This is a genomic window from Tamaricihabitans halophyticus (assembly GCF_004340875.1).
In the GTDB taxonomy this organism is placed as follows: domain Bacteria; phylum Actinomycetota; class Actinomycetes; order Mycobacteriales; family Pseudonocardiaceae; genus Tamaricihabitans; species Tamaricihabitans halophyticus.
Genome location: NZ_SLXQ01000018.1, coordinates 25,286 through 46,063, shown reverse-complemented (window position 1 = coordinate 46,063; position 20,778 = coordinate 25,286). Strand labels below are relative to the sequence as shown.

Sequence of the window (20,778 nt, the reverse complement as noted above, 5' to 3'; positions counted from 1 at the left end):
GTGCCCGTTGCGGCGGCGCCATTCGGCCAGCGCTTCGGTGTCGCCTCGGTCGACCGCCGACCAGAACTCAGCATCCGCCGGCAGCGTTGCCATAGTGTTCTCCGGCCAGTACCGCTTGCGCTGGAACGGATAGGTCGGCAGGTCAACCAGCCGGGCTCCGGTGCCGGCGAACAGCTCTGCCCAGTCGAGCTCGACGCCCGCGGTATGCGCCGCGCCCAGTCCAGAAAGCAGCGCTACTTCCTCATCGCGAGTCTTACGGAGTAACGGGATTCCGTCGGCCAGTGCGGAGAGCGTGCCGTCCGGACCCAACTCCACGAAGATCGCCCCCGGATACGCACCCACGTCATCGGCGAATCGCACGGTGTCGCGGACGTGCCGAACCCAGTATTCCCGGTCCGTGACCGGTTTACGCATCGCGATCTCGGGCTCGTGGAAGGTCAACCCCGCGATAGCGGCACGGAACTCGTCCAGCATCGGGTCCATCAGTGGGGAATGGAACGCGTGCGATACCGGCAACCGCTGGTAGTCCCGCTCGCCCACGGCGGCAAACACTTCGTCCTCGACGCCCGCGAGCACGATGTTCTCCGGTCCGTTCACCGCGGCCACCGACACGCCCTCGGTCAGCGACACCGCGTCCTCGGTCGCTCGCACCGCAACCATCACGCCACCGGAAGGCAAGGCCTGCATCAACCGAGCCCGCGCCCCCACCAGCACGCAGGCATCGTCCAGCGTCAGCACGCCCGCGACATGCGCGGCGGCGATCTCCCCGATGGAATGGCCAACGAGTGCGTCCGGGGTCATGCCGAACGAGCTGACCAACCGGTACAGCGCCACCTCGAGCGCGAACAGCGCCGGCTGCGTCCACTCGGTACGGTTCAACGCAGCCGCGTCGGCGCCCCACACGACCTCGCGCAGACCGTCGAATCGGGCGAGCACGTCGTCGAACGCCGTGGCGAACGCCGGATAGCGGTCATACAGCTCCCGCCCCATGCCCAATCGCTGCGCGCCCTGCCCTGCGAACAGGAACACCAACCCGCCAGGCTCATCGGCCACTACGCCACTGGCCACTTCGGTGATGCCGTCCGCGCCGGCGAGCAGTACCGCGCGGTGCGGCAGATCAGCGCGCGCGGTGCACAGCGTGTAGGCGACATCAACCGGGTTCAGTTCGGCGCCGGCCACGGTGATCCGCTCGACCTGTGCGGCCAGCGCGGCTCGGCTACGCCCGGATACCAACCAGGGCAGCACAGCCGGCGCTTCCCTGCTCGGCTCGGGCGCGAGTACCGTGGGCGGCGCCTGCTCGAGGACGACGTGCGCATTGGTACCGCTCACACCGAATGCGGAAACTCCGGCACGCATGGGTCGGCCGGTCTCGGGCCAGGGGTGCGACTCGGTGAGTACCTCGATCGAGCCGCTCGACCAGTCCACATGCGACGAGGGCGCATCCACGTGCAACGTGGCTGGTAGCAGGCCACGCCGCATGGCCAGCACCATCTTGATCAGCCCCGCGGCCCCGGCCGCCGCTTGGGTGTGCCCGAGGTTCGACTTCACCGAACCAAGGAGCAATGGCTGTTCACGATCCCTGCCGTAGGTAGCAAGCAGCGCATGTGCCTCGATGGGGTCGCCAAGTGTCGTCCCCGTGCCGTGCGCCTCAACCGCGTCAATATCTCCTGTGGACAGTCCAGCGTCGGCGAGCGCAGCGCGGATCACTCGTTGTTGCGAAGGACCGTTCGGGGCGGTCAGCCCGTTCGAGGCGCCATCGGAGTTCACCGCCGTACCACGCAGCACGGCGAGCACATCCCGACCGTTGGCCACGGCGTCGGACAACCGCTCGAGCACAAGCACACCAACGCCCTCGCTCCAGCTGGTGCCGTCGGCCGCGGCCGCGAACGCCTTACACCGCCCATCCGGTGCCAGACCGCCCTGTGTGGAGAATTCCACAAAGGAATCCGGGGAGGCCATCATGGATACGCCACCGGCAAGCGCGAGCGAGGTTTCGCCTGATCGCAGTGCCCGTACCGCCCAGTGCATCGCGACGAGCGCAGAGGAGCAGGCGGTGTCCACGGTGACGGCTGGCCCCTCGAGGCCAAGGGTGTAGGCAAGTCGCCCGGAAAGCACGCTGGCGGTGGTTCCGGTGGCTATATAGCCCTGGACTTCGCTTGCGGCGCCGCGCACCACACTGTCGTAGTCCTGCCCGTTGGTACCGACGAACACACCGGCTCGACTGCCGCGCAGCGTGTTCGCGTCCAGGCCGGCACGTTCGATCGCCTCCCACGCGGTCTCCAGCAGCAGGCGCTGCTGCGGGTCCATGGCCAGCGCCTCACGTGGACTGATCCCGAAAAACTCGGCGTCGAACTCCGCGATCCCTTCCAGGAATCCACCTTCCTGGGTGATCGAGGCGCCGGCCGCGAGCCGGGCCAGATCCCAGCCTCGGTCGGTGGGAAACGGCGAGATCCCATCCCCACCGCCCGCGAGTAGTTGCCAGAACTCATCCGGGGAAGCGACACCCCCGGGAAAACGGCAGCCCATCCCGACGATCGCGATCGGTTCATCGGCGGCGGCGGTCGCTACAACGGAATCCGCGGAATCCGCGCCGGACAGCTCGCCGGCAAGGAACTCGGCGAGCACTCGGGTGTTCGGGTAGTCGTAGCCGAGCGAGGCCGGCAAGGTCAGTCCGGTCGCCGCGGACAGTGCGTTGCGCAGTTCCAACGTGGTCAGCGAGTCGAACCCCAGGTCGCTGAATGGCTTGCCCACGTCTACCGCGGTTGCCTCGGTGTGCCCGAGTACGACGGCGACCTGGGCACGCACCAGTTCGAGCAGATCCCGGGTGTCGGGGACTGGGCGCTCAGCGGTGGCCGCGGGCCGGATCGCGCGCACCTCGGGCAGCTCGTCGAGCAGCGGCAGCGGCCGTACCGCGCCGTACACGCCGGCGTAACGGGCCCAGTCGACGTCGGCCACCACGGTGACCGGATCGGCGTGCGCGATGGCCGTGGCCAGTTCACCCAGAGCCAGTTCGGTGGCCAGCGGGGTGAACCCGCCGCGCCGCACCCTGGCCGTGACCTCCACGTCATCGGCCATCCCGCCCTGCGCCCACGGACCCCAGACGATCGAGGTCGCGGCAAGCCCACGGCCGGCCCGGTGCTCGGCGAGCGCGTCCAGATAGGCATTCGCCGCCGCGTAGTTCGCCTGGCCCGCGGCGCCGAGAAAACCCGCGGTTGATGAGAACAGTACGAAGGCGTCGAGGCTCCCGGTCAGCGCGTCCAGGTTCGCCGCGGCGCCCGCCTTGGCACCCAGCACGGTCGACAGGTCAGCGGTGCTCAGGCCGTCCAGCACGCCGTCGGCTACCACGCCGGCGGTGTGGAACACGGCGGACAGTGGCCGTTCGGCCGGCACGCTGGCCAGCACGGCGCCAAGCGCGGTCCGGTCCGCGACATCGCAGGCGACAATCTCCGCGGTGCCGCCAGTCTCGGTCAGCTCGGCGAGTAGCTCAGTCGCACCCTCCGCATCCGGGCCGCGCCGGGAAACCAGCAGCAGATGCGCGTCACCGAGGCCGGCGAGCCAGCGTGCGATATGCCGGCCAAGGCCACCGGTCCCCCCGGTGATCAGCACGGTGCCTCTCGGGATGTATCGGCTGTCCGGATCGTCGAGGACTGGCGTGCCGCTCCCGCGGATGAGCCGTCGGGCCAGCACGCCGGTATCCCGTACCGCGACCTGATCCTCCTGGCCGGCAAGCACGGACCGCAGCCGGACGAACGCCGACTCGTCCGGTTCAGCCGGCAGGTCGACCAGGCCCGCAATGCGATCGGGGTGTTCCAGCGCCGCAACCCGGATCATGCCCCATACGGTGGCCGCCGCCGGGTCAACCGGCGGTCCATCCACCCCGACGGCGCCGGCGGTCGCGCACCACAGCGGCGCGTCGATCCCGGCGTCCCCAAGCGCCTGCACCACCGCTGCCGTACCGGCCAGCCCGGCGGGTACCGCGAACTCGCCCACCGGTTCCGCCGTCGTCACGGCCAGTAGGGACAGCACCCCGGCGATGGGGCCGACGGTCTCGCCGACCACGCTCAGCCGTTCCGCGAGCACGGCTCGTTCCGGCGCGTCGATGTCGATATGCACGGCGTCCGGTAGGGCGGCGCGCCATGGACTACCGGCTGCCGGGGTAAGCACCAGCCAGGTTCCGACCGGCTCACCGGCGGGTGGGACAACCGGCCGCCATACCGCGCGATACCGGCAACCGTCCACCTCTGCCGAGGCGGGTGGTTCTGGCCAGAACCGCTGACGCTGAAACGGGTAGGTTGGCAGGTCGACGTGGCGCGCCCCAGTGCCGTCGAAGTACGCCCGCCAGTCCACCGCGCGGCCATGGACGTGCAGCTCGGCCAGCGCGGTAGCAATGGTCGCGGGTTCTGGCCGGTCCGCCCGCAGTGTCGGTACCAACATGGCTTCGGGAACCGACTCGGCGGCCATCCCGGTCAGCACACTGTCCGGGCCCAGTTCCAGATATTGCCCGGTGCCGAGTTCGGCCAGGGTGCTGACGCAATCAGCGAAACGGACGGTATGGCGCACCTGCTCGGTCCAGTACTCCGGGGTGCACACCTCGCCTCCGGCGACCCTGCCGGTCAGCCCGGAAACCAGCGCGATCTCCGGCGCTCGATAGCTGATCGCCGAGGCCACGGCACCGAACTCGGCGAGCATGGGTTCCATCAGTGGCGAATGGAACGCGTGGCTCACGCGTAGTTGTTTGCGCTGCCGGTCCTCCGGCAGGTTCGCCAGTAGCTCGCGCACCTCGGCCTCGACCCCGGCGACCACCGTGGCCGAAGGGCCGTTGACCGCGGCGACCGCGAGTCCCTCGGTGAGCAGTGGCGCGATCTCGGCTTCGGTCGCCTGGACCGCGACCATCGTTCCACCACCCGGAAGGGCCTGCATCAACGTGGCCCGCGCGGTCACCAACGCCGCCGCGTCGGTCAGGTCGAACACCCCTGCCAGATGCGCCGCGGCGATCTCACCGATCGAATGCCCAGCGAGATAGTCGGGCACCACGCCCCAGCTCTCGAGCAACCGGAACAGCGCGACCTCGACCGCGAACAGCGCGGGCTGCGCCCAGCAGGTCCGGTCCAGCTCCGCCTGATCCTCGCCCCAGACGACTTCCCTTAACCCGGCAAAGTAGCCAAGCACCTCGTCGAGCGCGTCGGCGAACACCGGGAACAGGTCATACAGCTCGCGGCCCATCCCGATCCGCTGGCTGCCCTGCCCGGTACACAACATCGCCAGCCCGCCGGAGCGATCGGGGCCACCACGTACCAGCCCGGTGCCCGGTCGCCCATCGCGCAAGGCGGTCAGTCCACGGCGCAGTTCCTCGTGGTCCGCCGCGACGACGGCGGCACCATAGTCCAATCCGGAACGGCCGAGAGCGCTGGAGAATCCGATATCCGCCAAGGATGTCCGGTCGTCCACAGTGGCCAACAGCCGGTCGGCCGCGGCGCGCAGCGGCTGCTCGCCGCGAGCGGAAAGAAGTACCGGCACCACGGCGGGCCGCATGTGGCTCGGCTCGGACTCCTCCACTGGCGCCTGTTCCAGGATGACATGCGCGTTCGTACCGCTGATCCCGAACGAGGACACTCCGGCCCGGCGCGGCCGTTCCACAGCCGGCCAGTCCCGCTGCTCGACAAGTAGCTCGACGGAGCCAGCCGTCCAGTCCACGTGCGAGGACGGGGTGTCCACATGCAGGGTGCGGGGTAGCGTACCGTGCCGTAGCGCCTGCACCATCTTGATGATCCCGGCGACACCGGCCGCGGCCTGGGTGTGCCCGAGGTTCGATTTGATCGAACCGAGCAGCAGTGCCGCGTCGCGATCCTGGCCATAAGTGGCCAGCAGCGCCTGCGCCTCGATCGGGTCACCGAGCGGTGTGGCGGTGCCGTGTGCCTCGACCGCGTCGACCTCCCGTGTGGACAGTCCGGCGCCAGTGAGCGCGGCGCGGATGACCCGCTGCTGCGAGGGACCGTTCGGTGCGGTGAGACCGTTCGAGGCGCCGTCCGAGTTGATCGCTGAGCCACGTACCACGGCAAGAACTGGATGCCCGAGCCGCCGCGCCTCGGACAACCGCTCGACGAGTACTACGCCGGCGCCTTCGGCGAGCGTCATCCCGTCCGCGGCCTCGGCAAAGGCTTTGGTGCGTCCGTCCGGAGACAATGCCCGCTGCCTGCTGAACCCGACGAATGGCTGCAGCGAGCTCATCACCGCTACCCCACCGGCAAGCGCGAGGTCCGTTTCCCCGGAACGGACCGACCGCACCGCAAGGTGCAGCGCGACCAGTGACGACGAACAGGCCGTATCCAGGGTCACGGCCGGCCCTTCCAGGCCAAGTAGGTAGGCGACCCTGCCGGAAAGCACGCTCGCCGAGGCGCCGGTCATCAGGTAGGCCTCGGCGCCGTCGATCCCACCGGCCGCGCCATAGCCCTGGTCGCTGGCACCAAAGAACGACCCGGTCCGGCTGCCGCGCAACGACTCCGGGGCGATACCGGCGCGTTCGATCGCCTCCCATGCGGTCTCGAGCAGCAGTCGCTGTTGCGGGTCCATGGCCAACGCCTCGCGCGGGCTGATCCCGAAGAAGTCCGCGTCGAATCCCGCCGGATCGCGGAGAAAACCACCACGCACCGTGTAGGTGCTGCCGGGCATATCCGGGTCGGGGTTGTACACCGACGCCGCGTCCCAGCCCCGGTCAGCAGGGAACTCGGAAGTCGCGTCGGTTCCGTCCAGCACAAGGCGCCACAACGCCTCTGGCGAGTCGACACCACCCGGGTAGCGACAGGCCATCCCCACGATCGCGATCGGCTCGTCGTCAGTGCGGCTGAGCGCGGTCGTGCGCATCGCGGCATCGCCGCCGGCACCCAGCTCGCCGGCGAGGAAGGCCGCGAGCGCGACCGGAGTTGGGTGGTCGAACACCATCGTCGCGGGCAGTGCAAGGCCAGTGGCCCTGGCGACCCGGTTGCGGAGGTCAACAGCTGATACCGAGTCGAAACCGACCTCACGGAAGGCACGCCGTTCGGGCAACGCCTCGCCGGACGCGTGGCCGAGTACGACAGCCGCTTCGGTACGCACCAGTTCCAGTAGTAGGCGACGTTGTTCGGCCAGTGGCCGCGCACGCAGCGTGCTGGCGAAGTCGTTGCCCGCTACTTCGTCTGGCACCGCCGCGCGGGCCGCGCGAACCTCCGGTATCTCATCGAACAACGTGGTGTCCCGCGCCGCGGTGAACACCGGGTAATAGCGTGCCCAGTCCACGTCGGTGATCGCGATCGCGGTGTCGTCCTCGGCGAGCGCACTGGCCAGCCCGGTCATCGCCAGCTCGGGGTCCAGGTAGCCGAGCCCGGCGCGCAGCACTCCGTACGGGTCGCGGTCGCCGATCCGCTCGTCGTCCGGCCATTTGCCCCAGTGGACCGAAAGCGCATGCCGGCCCTTTGCCCTGCGGTGAGCGGCGAAGGCGTGCAGGTAGGCGTTGGCCGCGCCGTAGGCCGCGTGGTTACCACTGCCCCACATACCGGTGATCGAGGAATAGAGAACGAAGCTGTCCAGCTCATCACCGAGCAGTTCATCGAGATATCGTGCGCCGGCGACCTTGGCGTCCACCACCCAGGAGAACTCGTCAAGCGTCATCTCAGCCAGCGAACCGAGCCGGATCACGGCGGCCGCGTGTACCACCGTCCGAACCGGACGGCCGGCGGCGGAAAGGCCGGCAAGCAGTTCGGCGAGCGCGGCGCGATCGGTGACATCGCACCTGGCGACGTCCACACCGTCAGCGAGCACCGCCGGGTCGATCTCGCCGGAACGACTGGTGAGCACGACATCTCGGGCGCCAGCAGCGCGCAACCAGCGCACCAGATCCGGGCCGATAGCGCCGGTCCCCCCGGTGACAAGCACGGTGTCCGTGGGAACCCAGTCAGCGCTCGGCGCGGCCGGCTTGGCTGGCACGACGCGCCTGGAAAATACCCCGGAGGCCCGGATGGCGAGCTGATCCTCGGTGCCGCCCGCGAGGACGGTGCCGAGCCGCCGGGTCGTTGCCTCGTCGAGTTCCACGGGCAGATCGAGAACGCCGCCCACCTGCCTGGGGTGTTCGAGCGCCGCCGACCAGGCAACCCCGTGCACCTGTGCCTGCTCGGGATTGCGGATCGGATCGGCGCCTCCGGTGCTGACCGCGCCACGGGTGAGGAACCAGACGGGGGCGGTGGCCTGGCCAGCGCCGAGGACTTTCACCAGTGCGACGGTCAACGCGAGACCAAGGTTCAGTGCCGGATACCGCTCGCTGGGGCGCTCGGCGAAGCCGAGCGCGGACAGCACGCCCGTACACTCGGCAAGCCCGGCGTGCTCCAGTCGATCCGCGAGCACCTCTGGGTCTACACAGGACTCGTCGATCCGCACGGCCGTGGCTTCGGGCAGCGCCGCGAGCAGCTCAGCAGGTTCGGCGCCAACATGCAGCACGAGCCAATGCCCTTGTGGTGTGGTTGCTCGGAGTGTGATCGGCCGCCACGCCACTCGGTACCGCCAGCCGTCCACCTTCGACTGGCGGGCTCGCTTGCTACGCCAGTTCGCCAATGCGGGTAACACGGCGGCAAGCGAGTCGGTGTCCACATGCAAGCCGGCGGTGAGCGTGGCGAGGTCACGACTTTCCACCGCGGACCAGAATTCGGTATCCGCCGCCTCGCCGTTGGTTGGCTGAGCTGGCCGGTCCAACCAGTACCTGGCGCGTTGGAAGGCGTATGTGGGTACCGCCGCCGGTCGAGCGCCGTGCAACAGCGGTGTCCAGTCCACGGTGCCGCCGCGCACGAACACCTCGGCTAGCGAGGTGCTGAACCGGCGCAGATCTCCCTCGTCACGCCGCAGCGTGCCGGCAACCACGGTCGGCTCGGCAAACTCGGCCACCGTGTCGGTGATCGCCAGCGATACCACGGGATGCGCACTGACTTCGATGAACGACCGGTGGCCGGCCGCACCGAGCGCGTTGATCGCCTCTTGGAAACCGACCGTGCCGCGCAGGTTGCGATACCAATACTCGGCGTCGAACGCGGCGTCCTCGACCCACGAACTGGTGACCGTGGACCAGAAGGGCACCTCCGGCCGGCGGGCAAGCACCGTACTCAGTGACTCGAGCAGGATCTCGTGGATCGCCTCGACATGCGCTGAATGCGAGGCATAGTCCACGTTCACGGTACGCACTCGCGCGCCGGTCGCCGCGACCCGAGCGGAAATCCGGGTCAGCGCGTCCGGGTCGCCGGAGATCACGACTGAACGCGGACCATTCACCGCGGCAAGCGATACGGTCCCTTCCTCGCCAGCCATTAGCTGGCTCGCTTCCTCGGCCGATACGCCGAGCGAGACCATCCCACCACGGCCGGCCAGTTCCGCGGCAATCGCCTTGCTCCGCAAGGCCACCACGAGTGCACCATCGTCGATGGTCAACGCACCGGATACGACGGCGGCGGCGATTTCACCCTGCGAATGGCCAATGACCGCGTCCGGCCGGACGCCGTGCGCGCGCCACAGCTCGGCAAGCGCCACCATCATCGCCCAGGACGCCGGCTGCACCACATCGACCCGGTCGAACAGCTCGGCCGGTGCCGTACCCCGAAGTACGTCGATGAGGGACCAGTCGACATGCGGGGCGAGTGCCTCGGCGCATTCCGCGATCCCCTCGGCGAACACCGGCGACTCGTCCAGCAGTCGAGCGCCCATACCCGCCCATTGCGCGCCCTGCCCCGGAAAGACGAACACGGTGCCACCGGCTACGTCGGCGACACCCATGCACACCTGGGCATGCGCCGTACCGGTCGCTACCGACCGGGTGCCAGCAAGCAGCTCCTCACGGTCTGCGCCAAAGACAACCGCGCGATGTTCGAACAGGGAACGCGCGGCCAACGCGGCAGCGGTCTCCGCCGCACCGATGGTCGGGTCGACCGCACGGCTTGTCGCGAGGTGAGCGGCATTCTCGGCCATGGCGGCGGCACTGCGCCCGGAGAACACCCAGGGCAGTACGCCCGTCGATGCGATCGTCTCGCCGGTCGGAGGCGGATCGCCGGCTTCGAGGATGACATGCGCGTTGGTCCCGCTGACCCCAAACGACGAGACTCCCGCGCGGTGCGTTCGACCGACCTCGGGCCACGCGGCCGGTTCGGTGAGCAACCGCACGGATCCGGTTGTCCAGTCCACATGCGAACTCGGCGTGTCCACATGCAAGCTTGGTGGGAGATGCGCATGACGTAGTGCGAGTACCATCTTGAGCACGCTCGCCACCCCGGCCGCGGCCTGGGTATGCCCGATATTGGACTTCACCGAGCCCAGGTAGACCGGGTGCGTGCGGTCCTGGCCGTAAGTCGCGAGTACCGCCTGCGCCTCGATCGGGTCACCGAGACTGGTCCCGGTCCCATGGGCCTCGACGGCGTCAACCTCCTGGGCGGACAGACCGGCGGCGGCGAGCGCGGCGCGGATCACCCGCTGCTGCGAGGGACCGTTCGGCGCGGTGAGACCGTTCGACGCGCCGTCCTGGTTGACCGCCGAGCCACGCACCACGGCGAGTACGTCGTGACCCGCGCTCCGGGCGTCCGAGAGGCGCTGGACGACGAGCACGCCGGCGCCCTCGCCCCAGTTGGTGCCGTCCGCGCCGTCGGCGAACGCCTTGCATCGGCCGTCCGGTGCCATCCCGCCCTGCCGGGAGAACTCGATGAAGCTGTTCGGCGTTGCCATCACGGTGACCCCGCCGACAAGCGCGAGATCACATTCACCCGCCCGCAGCGCCTGCCCCGCAAGGTGCAGTGCGACCAGGGACGATGAGCAAGCGGTGTCGACGGTCAGCGCCGGCCCTTCCAGACCGAGCACATAGGACAGGCGACCGGAGAGCACGCTCGCGGAGATGCCGGTGGCGGCGTGGCCACCGAGGTCCGTTCCCGCCGCGGTCACCAGGTTGGCGTAGTCCTGCCCATTGGTACCCATGAAGACACCGGTCGGTGTACCACGCAGGGTTCCCGGCCGCAGACCGGCGCGCTCCACGGCTTCCCAGGTGGTTTCCAGCAACAGCCGTTGCTGCGGGTCCATCGCGGTCGCCTCGCGGGGCGATACTCCGAAAAACTCGGCGTCGAAGGTTGCGGCGCCGGTGAGAAACCCACCCTGCTGGGTTGCGCTGCCCGCGGTACCGCCACCGGCTAGGCCGTCCAGATCCCAACCCCGGTCGGTAGGGAACCCACCGATGCCATCCCCGCTTTCGACGAGCAGCTGCCAGAACTCGTCCGGCGTCGTCACATCGCCGCGATCGCCGCCGGGGAACCGGCAGGCCAACCCGACGATGGCGAGTGGTTCGTCGGTGGTCGCACGAACGCGGACGGTTTCCGCGACCGCGGTACCGAGGACCAGCTCGGTGAGGTGTTCGCCGAGCTCGCGCGCGCTCGGATAGTCGAAGACCAGGCTCGCGGGTAGCGCGAGTCCGGTCGCGTCGGCGAGAAGATTGCGCAGTTCAACGCCGGTGAGCGAATCGAAGCCGAGGTCGCGAAACGCGGTGTCCACACCGATCGCGGCCGGGCCGGCGTGCCCAAGTACTCCGGCCGCGCTCCCTCTGACGAGCTCCAACACCAGACCGGAGCGTTGCGCTTCGGGCGCGGCAAGCAGCCGCTCACGTAGCGCGCCGTCAGCGGGGCGAACCGCGTCGGCCGCGCCGGGCAGCTCGGAAAGCAGCCGGCTCGGCCGGATGCCGAGCATCGCCTTGAGCCAACGATCCAGTTCGAGATCGGCTATCAGCACGGTCGGGGCGGGTTCGGCGACGGCCTGTGCCATCGCGGTCAACGCGATCGCCGGGGCCATGGGCCGTATTCCGTTGCGCCTGGCGCGATCCGCCACGGTTTCCTCGGCGGCCATGCCACCACCCGCCCATGCGCCCCAACTGAGACAGGTCGCGGGAATGCCCGCCGCGCGGCAGCGCTGTGCGATGGCATCCAGCGCGGCATTGGCGGCCGCGTAATTGGCCTGGCCGGGATTGCCCACCGCGCCGGCAAGCGAGCCGAACATGATCAGGGCATCGAGGTCGGTGGCGAGCTCGGCAATGGCGCGCGCACCATCCACTTTAGCCCGAAATGCCGCGTCGATGCGCTCCCGGTCAAGATCGGCGAGCAGGCCGTCATCGTTGCTGCCCGCGGCATGTACTACGGCGTTGACCGGGTGCTCAGCCAGCAGCTCTGCCAGTGCGGTCCGGTCGGTTACGTCCACCGTGGCGACGGTGACCCTGGTGTCGTGCTCGCGTAGCTCTTCGGTCAGTGCGGCAATACCGGGGGCGGCTGAGCCACTTCTGCTCGCGAGCACCAGATGTTCGGCGCCGTGCTCGGCGAGCCAGCGGGCGACCCACCCGCCGAGGGCGCCGGTACCGCCGGTGACCAGCACGGTGCCGGTTGGCTGCCAGGCTTCGCCCGTCGGCGCCGGCGCGGTGACGATCCGGCGGCCGAGTACCGACCCACTACGGATAGCGAGCTGATCCTCGCCAGCGCCGGTAGCGAGCGCCCTGGCGAGCAGGCCGGTGGCCGACCCCGCGCCGGGCATGTCGACCAGCCCACCGATCGCCCGTGGCGCTTCGAGCGCGGCCACCCGAACCAGGCCCCATACCGCGGCGTGTTCCTCATCCGGCAGATCACCGTCGGCCGCCGCCACCGCGTGCCGTGTGATACTCCACAGTGGAATACCCAGTTCCGTGTCCAGTAGCGCCTGGACCAGCGCCGCGGTACCGAGAACTGGTTGTTGGCCAGCGGTGAGCAGGTTCAGCACACCGTCGTACGGGTCTCCCTCAGCACCCACGGCATCGACCAGTGCGGCGGCAATTCGAACGCGGTCAGGAGGAACCGTGATCGTCCCAGCTTCTGGTAGCGCGGCCAGCACCTCGTCGATCAACCCCGCCGATGTGTCCGCGACCGTTTCCGGCAAGACGACAAGCCACCGGCCGGTTGTCGCGACGGTGGGGACGGCCAGTTCGGTCCAACTCTCCCGAAAGCGGAGTTCACCGGTGGCGGGCGTCGCACGCTGCCGAGTGCGCCAGTCGGACAGCGCGGGGACCATCGCCGCGACGGTTTCCGGATCGAGCGAAAGCGTTTCGCTGAGCGTAGCCAGGTCGCGGGCCTCGACCGCGGACCAGAACGCGGTCTCGGCCGGATCGACCACGACCGGCTGATCACGCCGTGGCCAGTAACGTTGGTGTTGGAACGGGTAGGTCGGCAGCTCGACCTGGCGGGCGTTCGCGGGGAGCGCCTGGTCCCAGCGCACGGTCGTGCCGGTGACGTGCAGCCTGGCGAGGCCGGTCAGCAAGGCGGTCTCTTCGTCGCGTTCCTTGCGCTGCAACGGGATTCCGTCGACCAGGGCGGACAGTGTGCCATCCGGTCCGATTTCCAGGAACACCGTGCCGGCGAGCTCGGCCACCTCGTCGCCGAATCGCACGGTGTCCCGTACGTGGTTGACCCAGTAGTCGACCGTCCTGACGTCCTTGGCCAAGGGCAGGACCGGTTCGTGGAACGAGATGTTCGCGATCGCGGCCCGGAACTCGGCAAGCATCGGGTCCATCAATGGCGAGTGGAACGCATGCGATACCCGTAGTCGCTTGTGCTTCCGTTCGCCGATGGCGGCGAAGACCTCGTCGGCTACTCCGGCAAGCACGATATTACGCGGGCCGTTCACCGCCGCGACCGACACTCCATCGGTCAGGGTCAGCTCGGACGCGTCTGCCTCGACCGAGGCCATCACACCGCCCGATGGCAACGCTTGCATCAGCCGTGCCCGCGCGCCAACCAGCAGGCACGCGTCGTCCAGCGAGAACACGCCGGCTACCTGCGCGGCCGCGATCTCGCCGATCGAATGTCCCACCAGGTTGTCCGGAACCACGCCGAAGGATTCGATCAGCCGGAAGAGCGCGACCTCGAAAGCGAACAGGGCCGGCTGCGCCCAGCCGGTCTGATTCAGTGCCTCGGCATCGTCGCCCCAGACGATTTCCCGTAGCCCGTCGAACCGATCGACGACGTCGTCGAAAGCCGCGGCGAACACCGGGAACCGGGCATACAGCTGCTGGCCCATCCCCAACCGCTGCGCGCCTTGACCGGCGAACAGAAAGGTGAGCGGCCGGTTGCCCGCTTCATCACGCGCTACCTCGACCCCGTCCAGCAGCACCGCACGGTGCGCGAAGGACGACCTGTTGAGCAGTGCTACGCCGATATCTTCCGGCGCTTCCGGTACCGCGCGCAGCCGGGCCAGCTGCGCATCCAGTGCCAGGGCGGACTTCGCGGACACCACCCATGGCACGACCGAGGTCGGCTCGGCTGGCACCTCGCTGGGGTGCGAGACCACCGTCGACGCGGACTGTTCCAACACGATATGCGCATTGGTGCCGGAGAACCCGAAAGAGGAGACCGCCGCGCGACGGGGTTGACCCGTTTCCGGCCAGGCGCGCTGCTCTGTCGCCAGTTCTATGGCGCCCGATTCCCAATCCACATGCGACGAAGGATCATCGGCGTGCAACGTCGGTGGAACCACGCCATGCCGCATCGCGGCAATCATCTTGATGACTCCGGCAACCCCAGCCGCGGCCTGGGTGTGCCCGAGATTGGACTTCACCGAACCAAGCAACAGTGGGCTTTCCCGATCCTGGCCATACGTTGCCAGCAACGCCTGCGCTTCGATCGGGTCACCCAACGTGGTACCAGTACCGTGCGCCTCAACCACATCAACATCCGACGTGGACAACCCAGCCGAAGCAAGCGCACTCCGAATCACCCGCTGCTGCGAAGGACCATTCGGCGCCGTCAACCCATTCGACGCACCATCCGAATTCACCGCCGAACCACGAACAACCGCAAGAACCGGATAACCCGCCCGCTCCGCGTCCGACAGGCGCGCCAGGGCCAGCATGCCAGCGCCCTCAGACCAACCCACACCGTCCGCGCCGGCACCGAAAGCCTTGCACCGCCCGTCCGGCGCGAGACCACGCTGCCGGGAGAACTCGATGAACGCATTGGGCGTGGACATCACGGTGACCCCGCCGGCAAGGGCGAGGTCACAGTCACCGGAGCGTAGTGCCTGCATCGCCCAGTGCATCGCGACCAGCGAGGACGAGCAAGCGGTGTCCAGCGTTACCGCCGGCCCCTCGAGGCCAAGGAGATAGGCAACCCGGCCGGAGGCAACACTGATCGAGGTACCGCTGCCCTGGATGCCTTCGAATTCCTGCCCGCCGAGCAGTTGCGTGTAGTCGTTGTACATGACACCGGCGAACACACCCGTTCGACTACCCCGCAACGACACCGGATCAACCCCGGAACGCTCCAACGCCTCCCACGACACCTCCAACAACAACCGCTGCTGCGCATCAGTCGCCACCGCCTCACGCGGACTCATCCCAAAAAACGCAGCATCAAAACCACCCGGATCCCGCAAAAACCCACCAGCACGCGCATACGACGTGCCTGCGTGGTCCGGATCCGGGTGGAACAGCGCGTCCAGGTCCCAACCCCGGTCGGTCGGGAATCCGGTGATGACATCGCCGCCTTCGGTGACCAGTCGCCACAGTTCCTCCGGCGAGCTGACCCCACCCGGGTAGCGGCAGGCCATCCCGACGATGACGATCGGATCGTCGGCGGTCGTGTCGCGAACGGTCGGATCGACCGTCCTGCTGGGCAGTTCGGCGAACAGTTCGTCGAGGAGGTACACGGCGAGCGCGTCCGTCGACGGGTGGTCGAAGACTGCCGTGGCTGGGAGCCGCAGCCCGGTCGCCGCGCCTAGCCGGTTCCGTAGTTCCACCGAGGTCATCGAGTCGAACCCGAGTTCGGCAAAGGGTCGGTCCGGGTCGATCGTGGCGGGATCATCATGGCCGAGCACCGCGGCGACCTGTGCCTGCACAAGTTCGAGTACGGCGGCATGACGTTTCGAATCGGACAGCCGGATCAGTCGGTCCGCAAGGCCGCTCGCCGCGGCCGAACGAGCGGCGCGGCGAGCGGTGGTCCGAATCAACCCGGTCAGCAGCGGTGGGACGGGCAGTCCGCGCAGCCTGGCCAGGTCAAGCTGGACCGGCACGACGGCTGGGTCGGTACCGGCCAGCGCGGCATCGAACCGGGCGAGTCCATCGGCGACGGACAGCGCGGGCAGTCCGGCACCGGCGAGCCTGTCCAGGTCGCCGGTCATGCCCGCATCCGCCCAGGCTCCCCACGCCAACGACAATGCCGGTAGGCCAAGCTCGGCGCGATGTCGCGCGAGCGCGTCGAGTGTGGCGTTGGCGGCGGCGTAGTTGCCCTGCCCGGGCGTGGGGAACGTGCCGGCGAGTGAGGAGAAGAGTACGAACGCGGACAGGTCACGGTCCTGGGTCAGCTCGTGCAGATACCAGGCGGCGTCCGCCTTCGGTCGCAGCACCGTGTCGAAACGGTCCGGGGTGAGCGAATCAAGCGCGCCATCATCGAGCACACCCGCGGTATGCACGACGGCTGTCACCGGGTGTTCGGCAAGCAGTTCGGCCAGCGCCGCCCGATCGCTGACGTCGCAGGCGAGAATCTTCACCGCTGCGCCGAGTCCCGCGAGCTCCTCGGCGAGCGCGGGCGCGCCGGGCGCGTCCGGGCCCCGCCGACTCACCAGCAGCAATCGGCTGACCCCGTGGCCGGTAACGAGATGCCTGGCCAGCAGCGCACCGAGTCCCCCGGTGCCGCCGGTTACCAGCACCAGGTCAGCCTCGGTGAATGGGGAAGGCGCCGACCCGATCGCCGGTACCCGTACCAGGCGGGGGGCATACAGCCGCCCGGGGCGGAGCACCAACTCGGGTTCCTCGGTTGCCAGTGCACGGCGGAGAAGACCTCCGTCGACCGGTCCTTCGGGGAAGTCGAGTAGCGCCACACCGCCTGGCGTCTCGGCCATCGCCGAGCGAGCGAGGCCCCATACAGCCGCGGCCGCCGGGTCGGCCCCGGTGGTGGCGCCGCGGCCAACGAAGACCAGTTTCGTCTCGGGTGCTCGGGCGCGCAGTAGTTCCAGTGCGCCGTTGGTCAACTCGCGGATCCGGCTGACCGTGTTGCCGGTACCAGCCAAGGGCACCACGGTGATGTCCCCTGCTGGCTCGGTGACCGGTGAAGCGTCGAGCGCGGTCGCAAGATCCCACGGGTCGTCACCGACGACGACGATCGAGCCGGCGAAGGGTTCCGGTGCGGGCGATTCCCATTCCTCGACGCGGTACAGCGTGTCGGACCCGGGTACCGATGCTCCGGCCACCGGACGCACGGTCAACGAGTTGACGGTCAGCACCGGATCGCCTGCGGCGTCCACCACCGTGACCGCGACCGTGTCCACACCGAGTGGACTGATCAGCGCGCGCGCCGAGGTGGCTCCGGTGGCGTGCAGCGTCACCCCGTCCCAGGAGAACGGCAGTGCGCCCGCCGCTGCTTCCGGCAGGTCCACGAACCGAATCGCGTGCAGCACGGCGTCCAACAACGCGGGGTGCAGGCCGAAGCCCTCCGCATCGACGTTGTCTGGCAACGCGACTTCGGCGAGGACGTCACCTCCCGCGCGCCAGACCCCGGTGAGCCCACGAAACGTGGGCCCGTAGCCGAAACCGTCGAGTGCGTCGTAGAAACCGTCCAGGTCTATCGTCGTCGCGGCGGCGGAAGGCTCCGGTACCGCCGCGCTCGGCACAGCCGTCTCCGCTGCCGTCAGCACCCCAGTGGCATGCGTGGTCCACGGGAGATCGTCGGTGCTTTCCGGGCGGCTGTACACGGTCAGCGTGCGGCTGCCGTCCTGCGCGGCACCAATCCATAACTGGAGCTGCACCGCACCGTCCGCCGGGAGCACGAGCGGTGTGGTGAGAGTCAGATCCGCGACCCGGTCGCAGCCGACCTCGTCTCCCGCGCGGATCGCTAGATCCAGAAAGGCGGTCGCGGGCAGCATCCGCTGCCCGTCGACCTCGTGATCGACCAGCCATGGGTGAGTATGCGTGGACAACCGGCCAGTCAGCAGAACACCCGCGGAACCGGCCAGTGACACCGCGGCGCTGAGCAGCGGATGGCGTGTGGCCGCACCCAGTCCGACGGCGGCGGGATCCGCCACCATCAGCGGAGCCGAACGTGGCCAGAACCGCTTGCGTTGGAACGCGTAGGTGGGCAGGTCGACGCGCTGCGCTCCGGTGCCGCTGAAGTACGCCGACCAGTCGAGCGCTACGCCGTGCAGCTGTAGACCGGCGATCGCCTTGGCGAACGCCGTGGACTCGTCCTGTCCTGCCCGCAGCGCGGGAATGGGTGCCTCGACATCCTCCGGCAGACAGCTCGCGGCCGAGGCCGCGAGCACGGCATCCGGACCAAGTTCGAGGAAGGTGGTGACACCGTGCTCGCGCAGCCAGTCGACCCCGTCCGCGAACCGGACCGTGGCCCGCACGTGCTCAACCCAGTACTCCGGCGAGGTGGCCTGTTCCACCGTGATCGGCACACCAGTCACGTCGGAAATGAACGGGATCAGCGGCGCGGACAGCGTGAGCTCGGCGACGACCGCGCGGAACTCCGCCAGCATCGGTTCCATCAGCGGCGAATGGAACGCGTGCGACACCGCCAGGCGGCGAGTTTTGCGCCCCAGCTCGCTGAAGTGATCGGCAATCTCGGTCACCGGCTCCACCGCGCCGGACACCACGACGGAATCCGGCGCGTTGATCGCCGCGATCGACACGGCTGCGTCTTCCGGCAATACGGCGCGCACCTCGTCCGCGCCTGCCTGCAGCGCGACCATCGATCCGCCGGCGGGCAATGCCTGCATCAGGGCTCCGCGCGCGCCGACCAGGCGGCAGGCGTCAGCCAGTGAGAGCACTCCGGACACGTGGGCGGCAGCGATCTCGCCGACCGAATGCCCGAGCAGCAGATCTGGGCGCACGCCGAGCGAGGTGACCAGGCGGTACAGCGCCACCTCGATGGCAAACAGCGCGGGCTGCGCCTGGCTGGTGGCGTTCAGCGCGTCGGCGTCCTGTCCCCAGACCACCTCGCGAAGCCCCGGAAAGTGGGCGAGCACCTCGTCAAACGTCTCAGCGAACACCGGGAACCGGGCATACAGTTCGCGGCCCATCGCCAACCGCTGACTACCCTGCCCGGTGAACAGCACGGCGAGCTTGCCACTGCCGCGCACGGTCGCGGTGGCGACCTCTGCCGGCGGCTCGCCGGCCGCGAGCCCAGCAAGCGCGCCACGTACCGTCGCCAGATCGTTCGCGACGAGCGCCGCCCGGTGGTCCAGCGCGGCTCGCGTCGCGCCCAGGGAAAAGCCGAGGTCAGCGAGGTTACGCTGGCTGGATTCGAACGGCCAGCTCGGCTCGGTGAGCGCGGCGAGCAGTCGAGATGCCTGGTCACGAAGTGCTTCCGCGGTGCGCGCGGAAAGCACCACCGGCACCGGGCCGGCTTCCACGACGGGAGCCGGGGACTCCGCTTCGGCCCGCGCGGGTTCGGGTGCCTGCTCGAGTACGGTATGCGCGTTGGTGCCGCTGATGCCGAACGAGGACACCGCGGCCCGACGCGGCTGACCAGTCTCCGGCCATGGCGTGTTCTCGGCCAGTAGCGCGATATCGCCGACCGTCCAGTCCACATGCCTGGACGGGGTGTCCAGATGCAGGATCCGAGGTAACACGCCATGCCGCATCGCCAGCACGGTTTTGATCACCCCGGCGACGCCGGCCGCCGCCTGGGTATGGCTGATGTTTGACTTCACCGCGCCGACCAGCAGCGGGTGTTGTCTGCTGCGACCGTAGGTGGCGAGTAATGCCTGTGCCTCAACCGGATCGCCCAAGGCGGTGCCCGTACCATGTGCCTCGACCGCGTCGATCTGATCGGCCGAAACACGCGCGTTGATCAGCGCTTCCTCGATGACCCGCTGCTGCGACGGTCCATTGGGCGCGGTGAGCCCATTGGAGGCGCCGTCCTGGTTGATCGCCGTTCCACGGACGACCGCATGGACCTGGTGGCCGTTGCGCAGCGCATCGGAGAGCCGCTCAAGCACCAGCACGCCGACCCCTTCGGACCAGCCGGTGCCATCCGCGCCATCGGCGAACGAGCGGCAGAAGCCGTCAACGGCAAGGCCGCCCTGGCGCCCCAGCTCGGTGAAGGACACCGGACTGGACATGATGGTGACCCCACCTGCCAATGCCAGCGAGGACTCCCCGTCGCGCAGCGATTTGGTCGCCAAGTGGAGCGCGACCAGGGACGACGAACAGGCCGTATCGATCGTGACCGCTGGACCATAGGTCCCGAACAGATAGGCCAAGCGCCCGGAAAGTACCGAATTGGCACCGCCGGTCAGCTGCAGCCCGGCCACATCATCGTCGGGACCCACCGCGTACTGGTGGCCCATCGATCCGATGAACATCCCGGTCTGGCTCCCGCGGACCCCATGCGGGTCCAGACCAGCCCGCTCGAATGCCTCCCAGGCGACCTCGGCGAGTACCCGCTGTTGCGGTTCCATCGCCAGTGCCTCACGCGGCGAGATGCCAAAGAAGTCGGCGTCGAACTCGGCGGCATCGGCGAGGAACCCACCGGCCGCGGGCAGCGAGGTGTCCACGTCCCAACCGCGATCGGTGGGGAACGGACCGATGCCGTGCCCACCACGCAGCACCAGATCCCAGAGATCCTCTGGTGAGCGGACCCCGCCCGGATAGCGGCAGGCCATGCCGACGATCGCGATCGGCTCCTGCGCCGCGGCCTCCAGTTCCCCCAAGCGCTGTTTGGTTCGCCGAAGGTCGGCAGAGGCACGCTTGAGGTATTCACGAAGCTTCTGCTCGTTGTCCAT

1 protein-coding gene (running past one end of the window) is annotated in these 20,778 nt (G+C 68.9%); it reads right to left on the bottom strand.

All coding sequences use genetic code 11. From position 1 onward, the window contains the following. A protein-coding gene (locus tag EV191_RS26180) for a type I polyketide synthase (RefSeq protein WP_132880314.1) crosses the window boundary here: on the bottom strand, window positions 1-20,778 show its 5' portion. The gene continues 6,264 nt to the left of window position 1, outside the view; 20,778 of the gene's 27,042 nt are visible here — the first part of the coding sequence; its start codon is at window positions 20,776-20,778; the stop codon falls past the left edge of the window.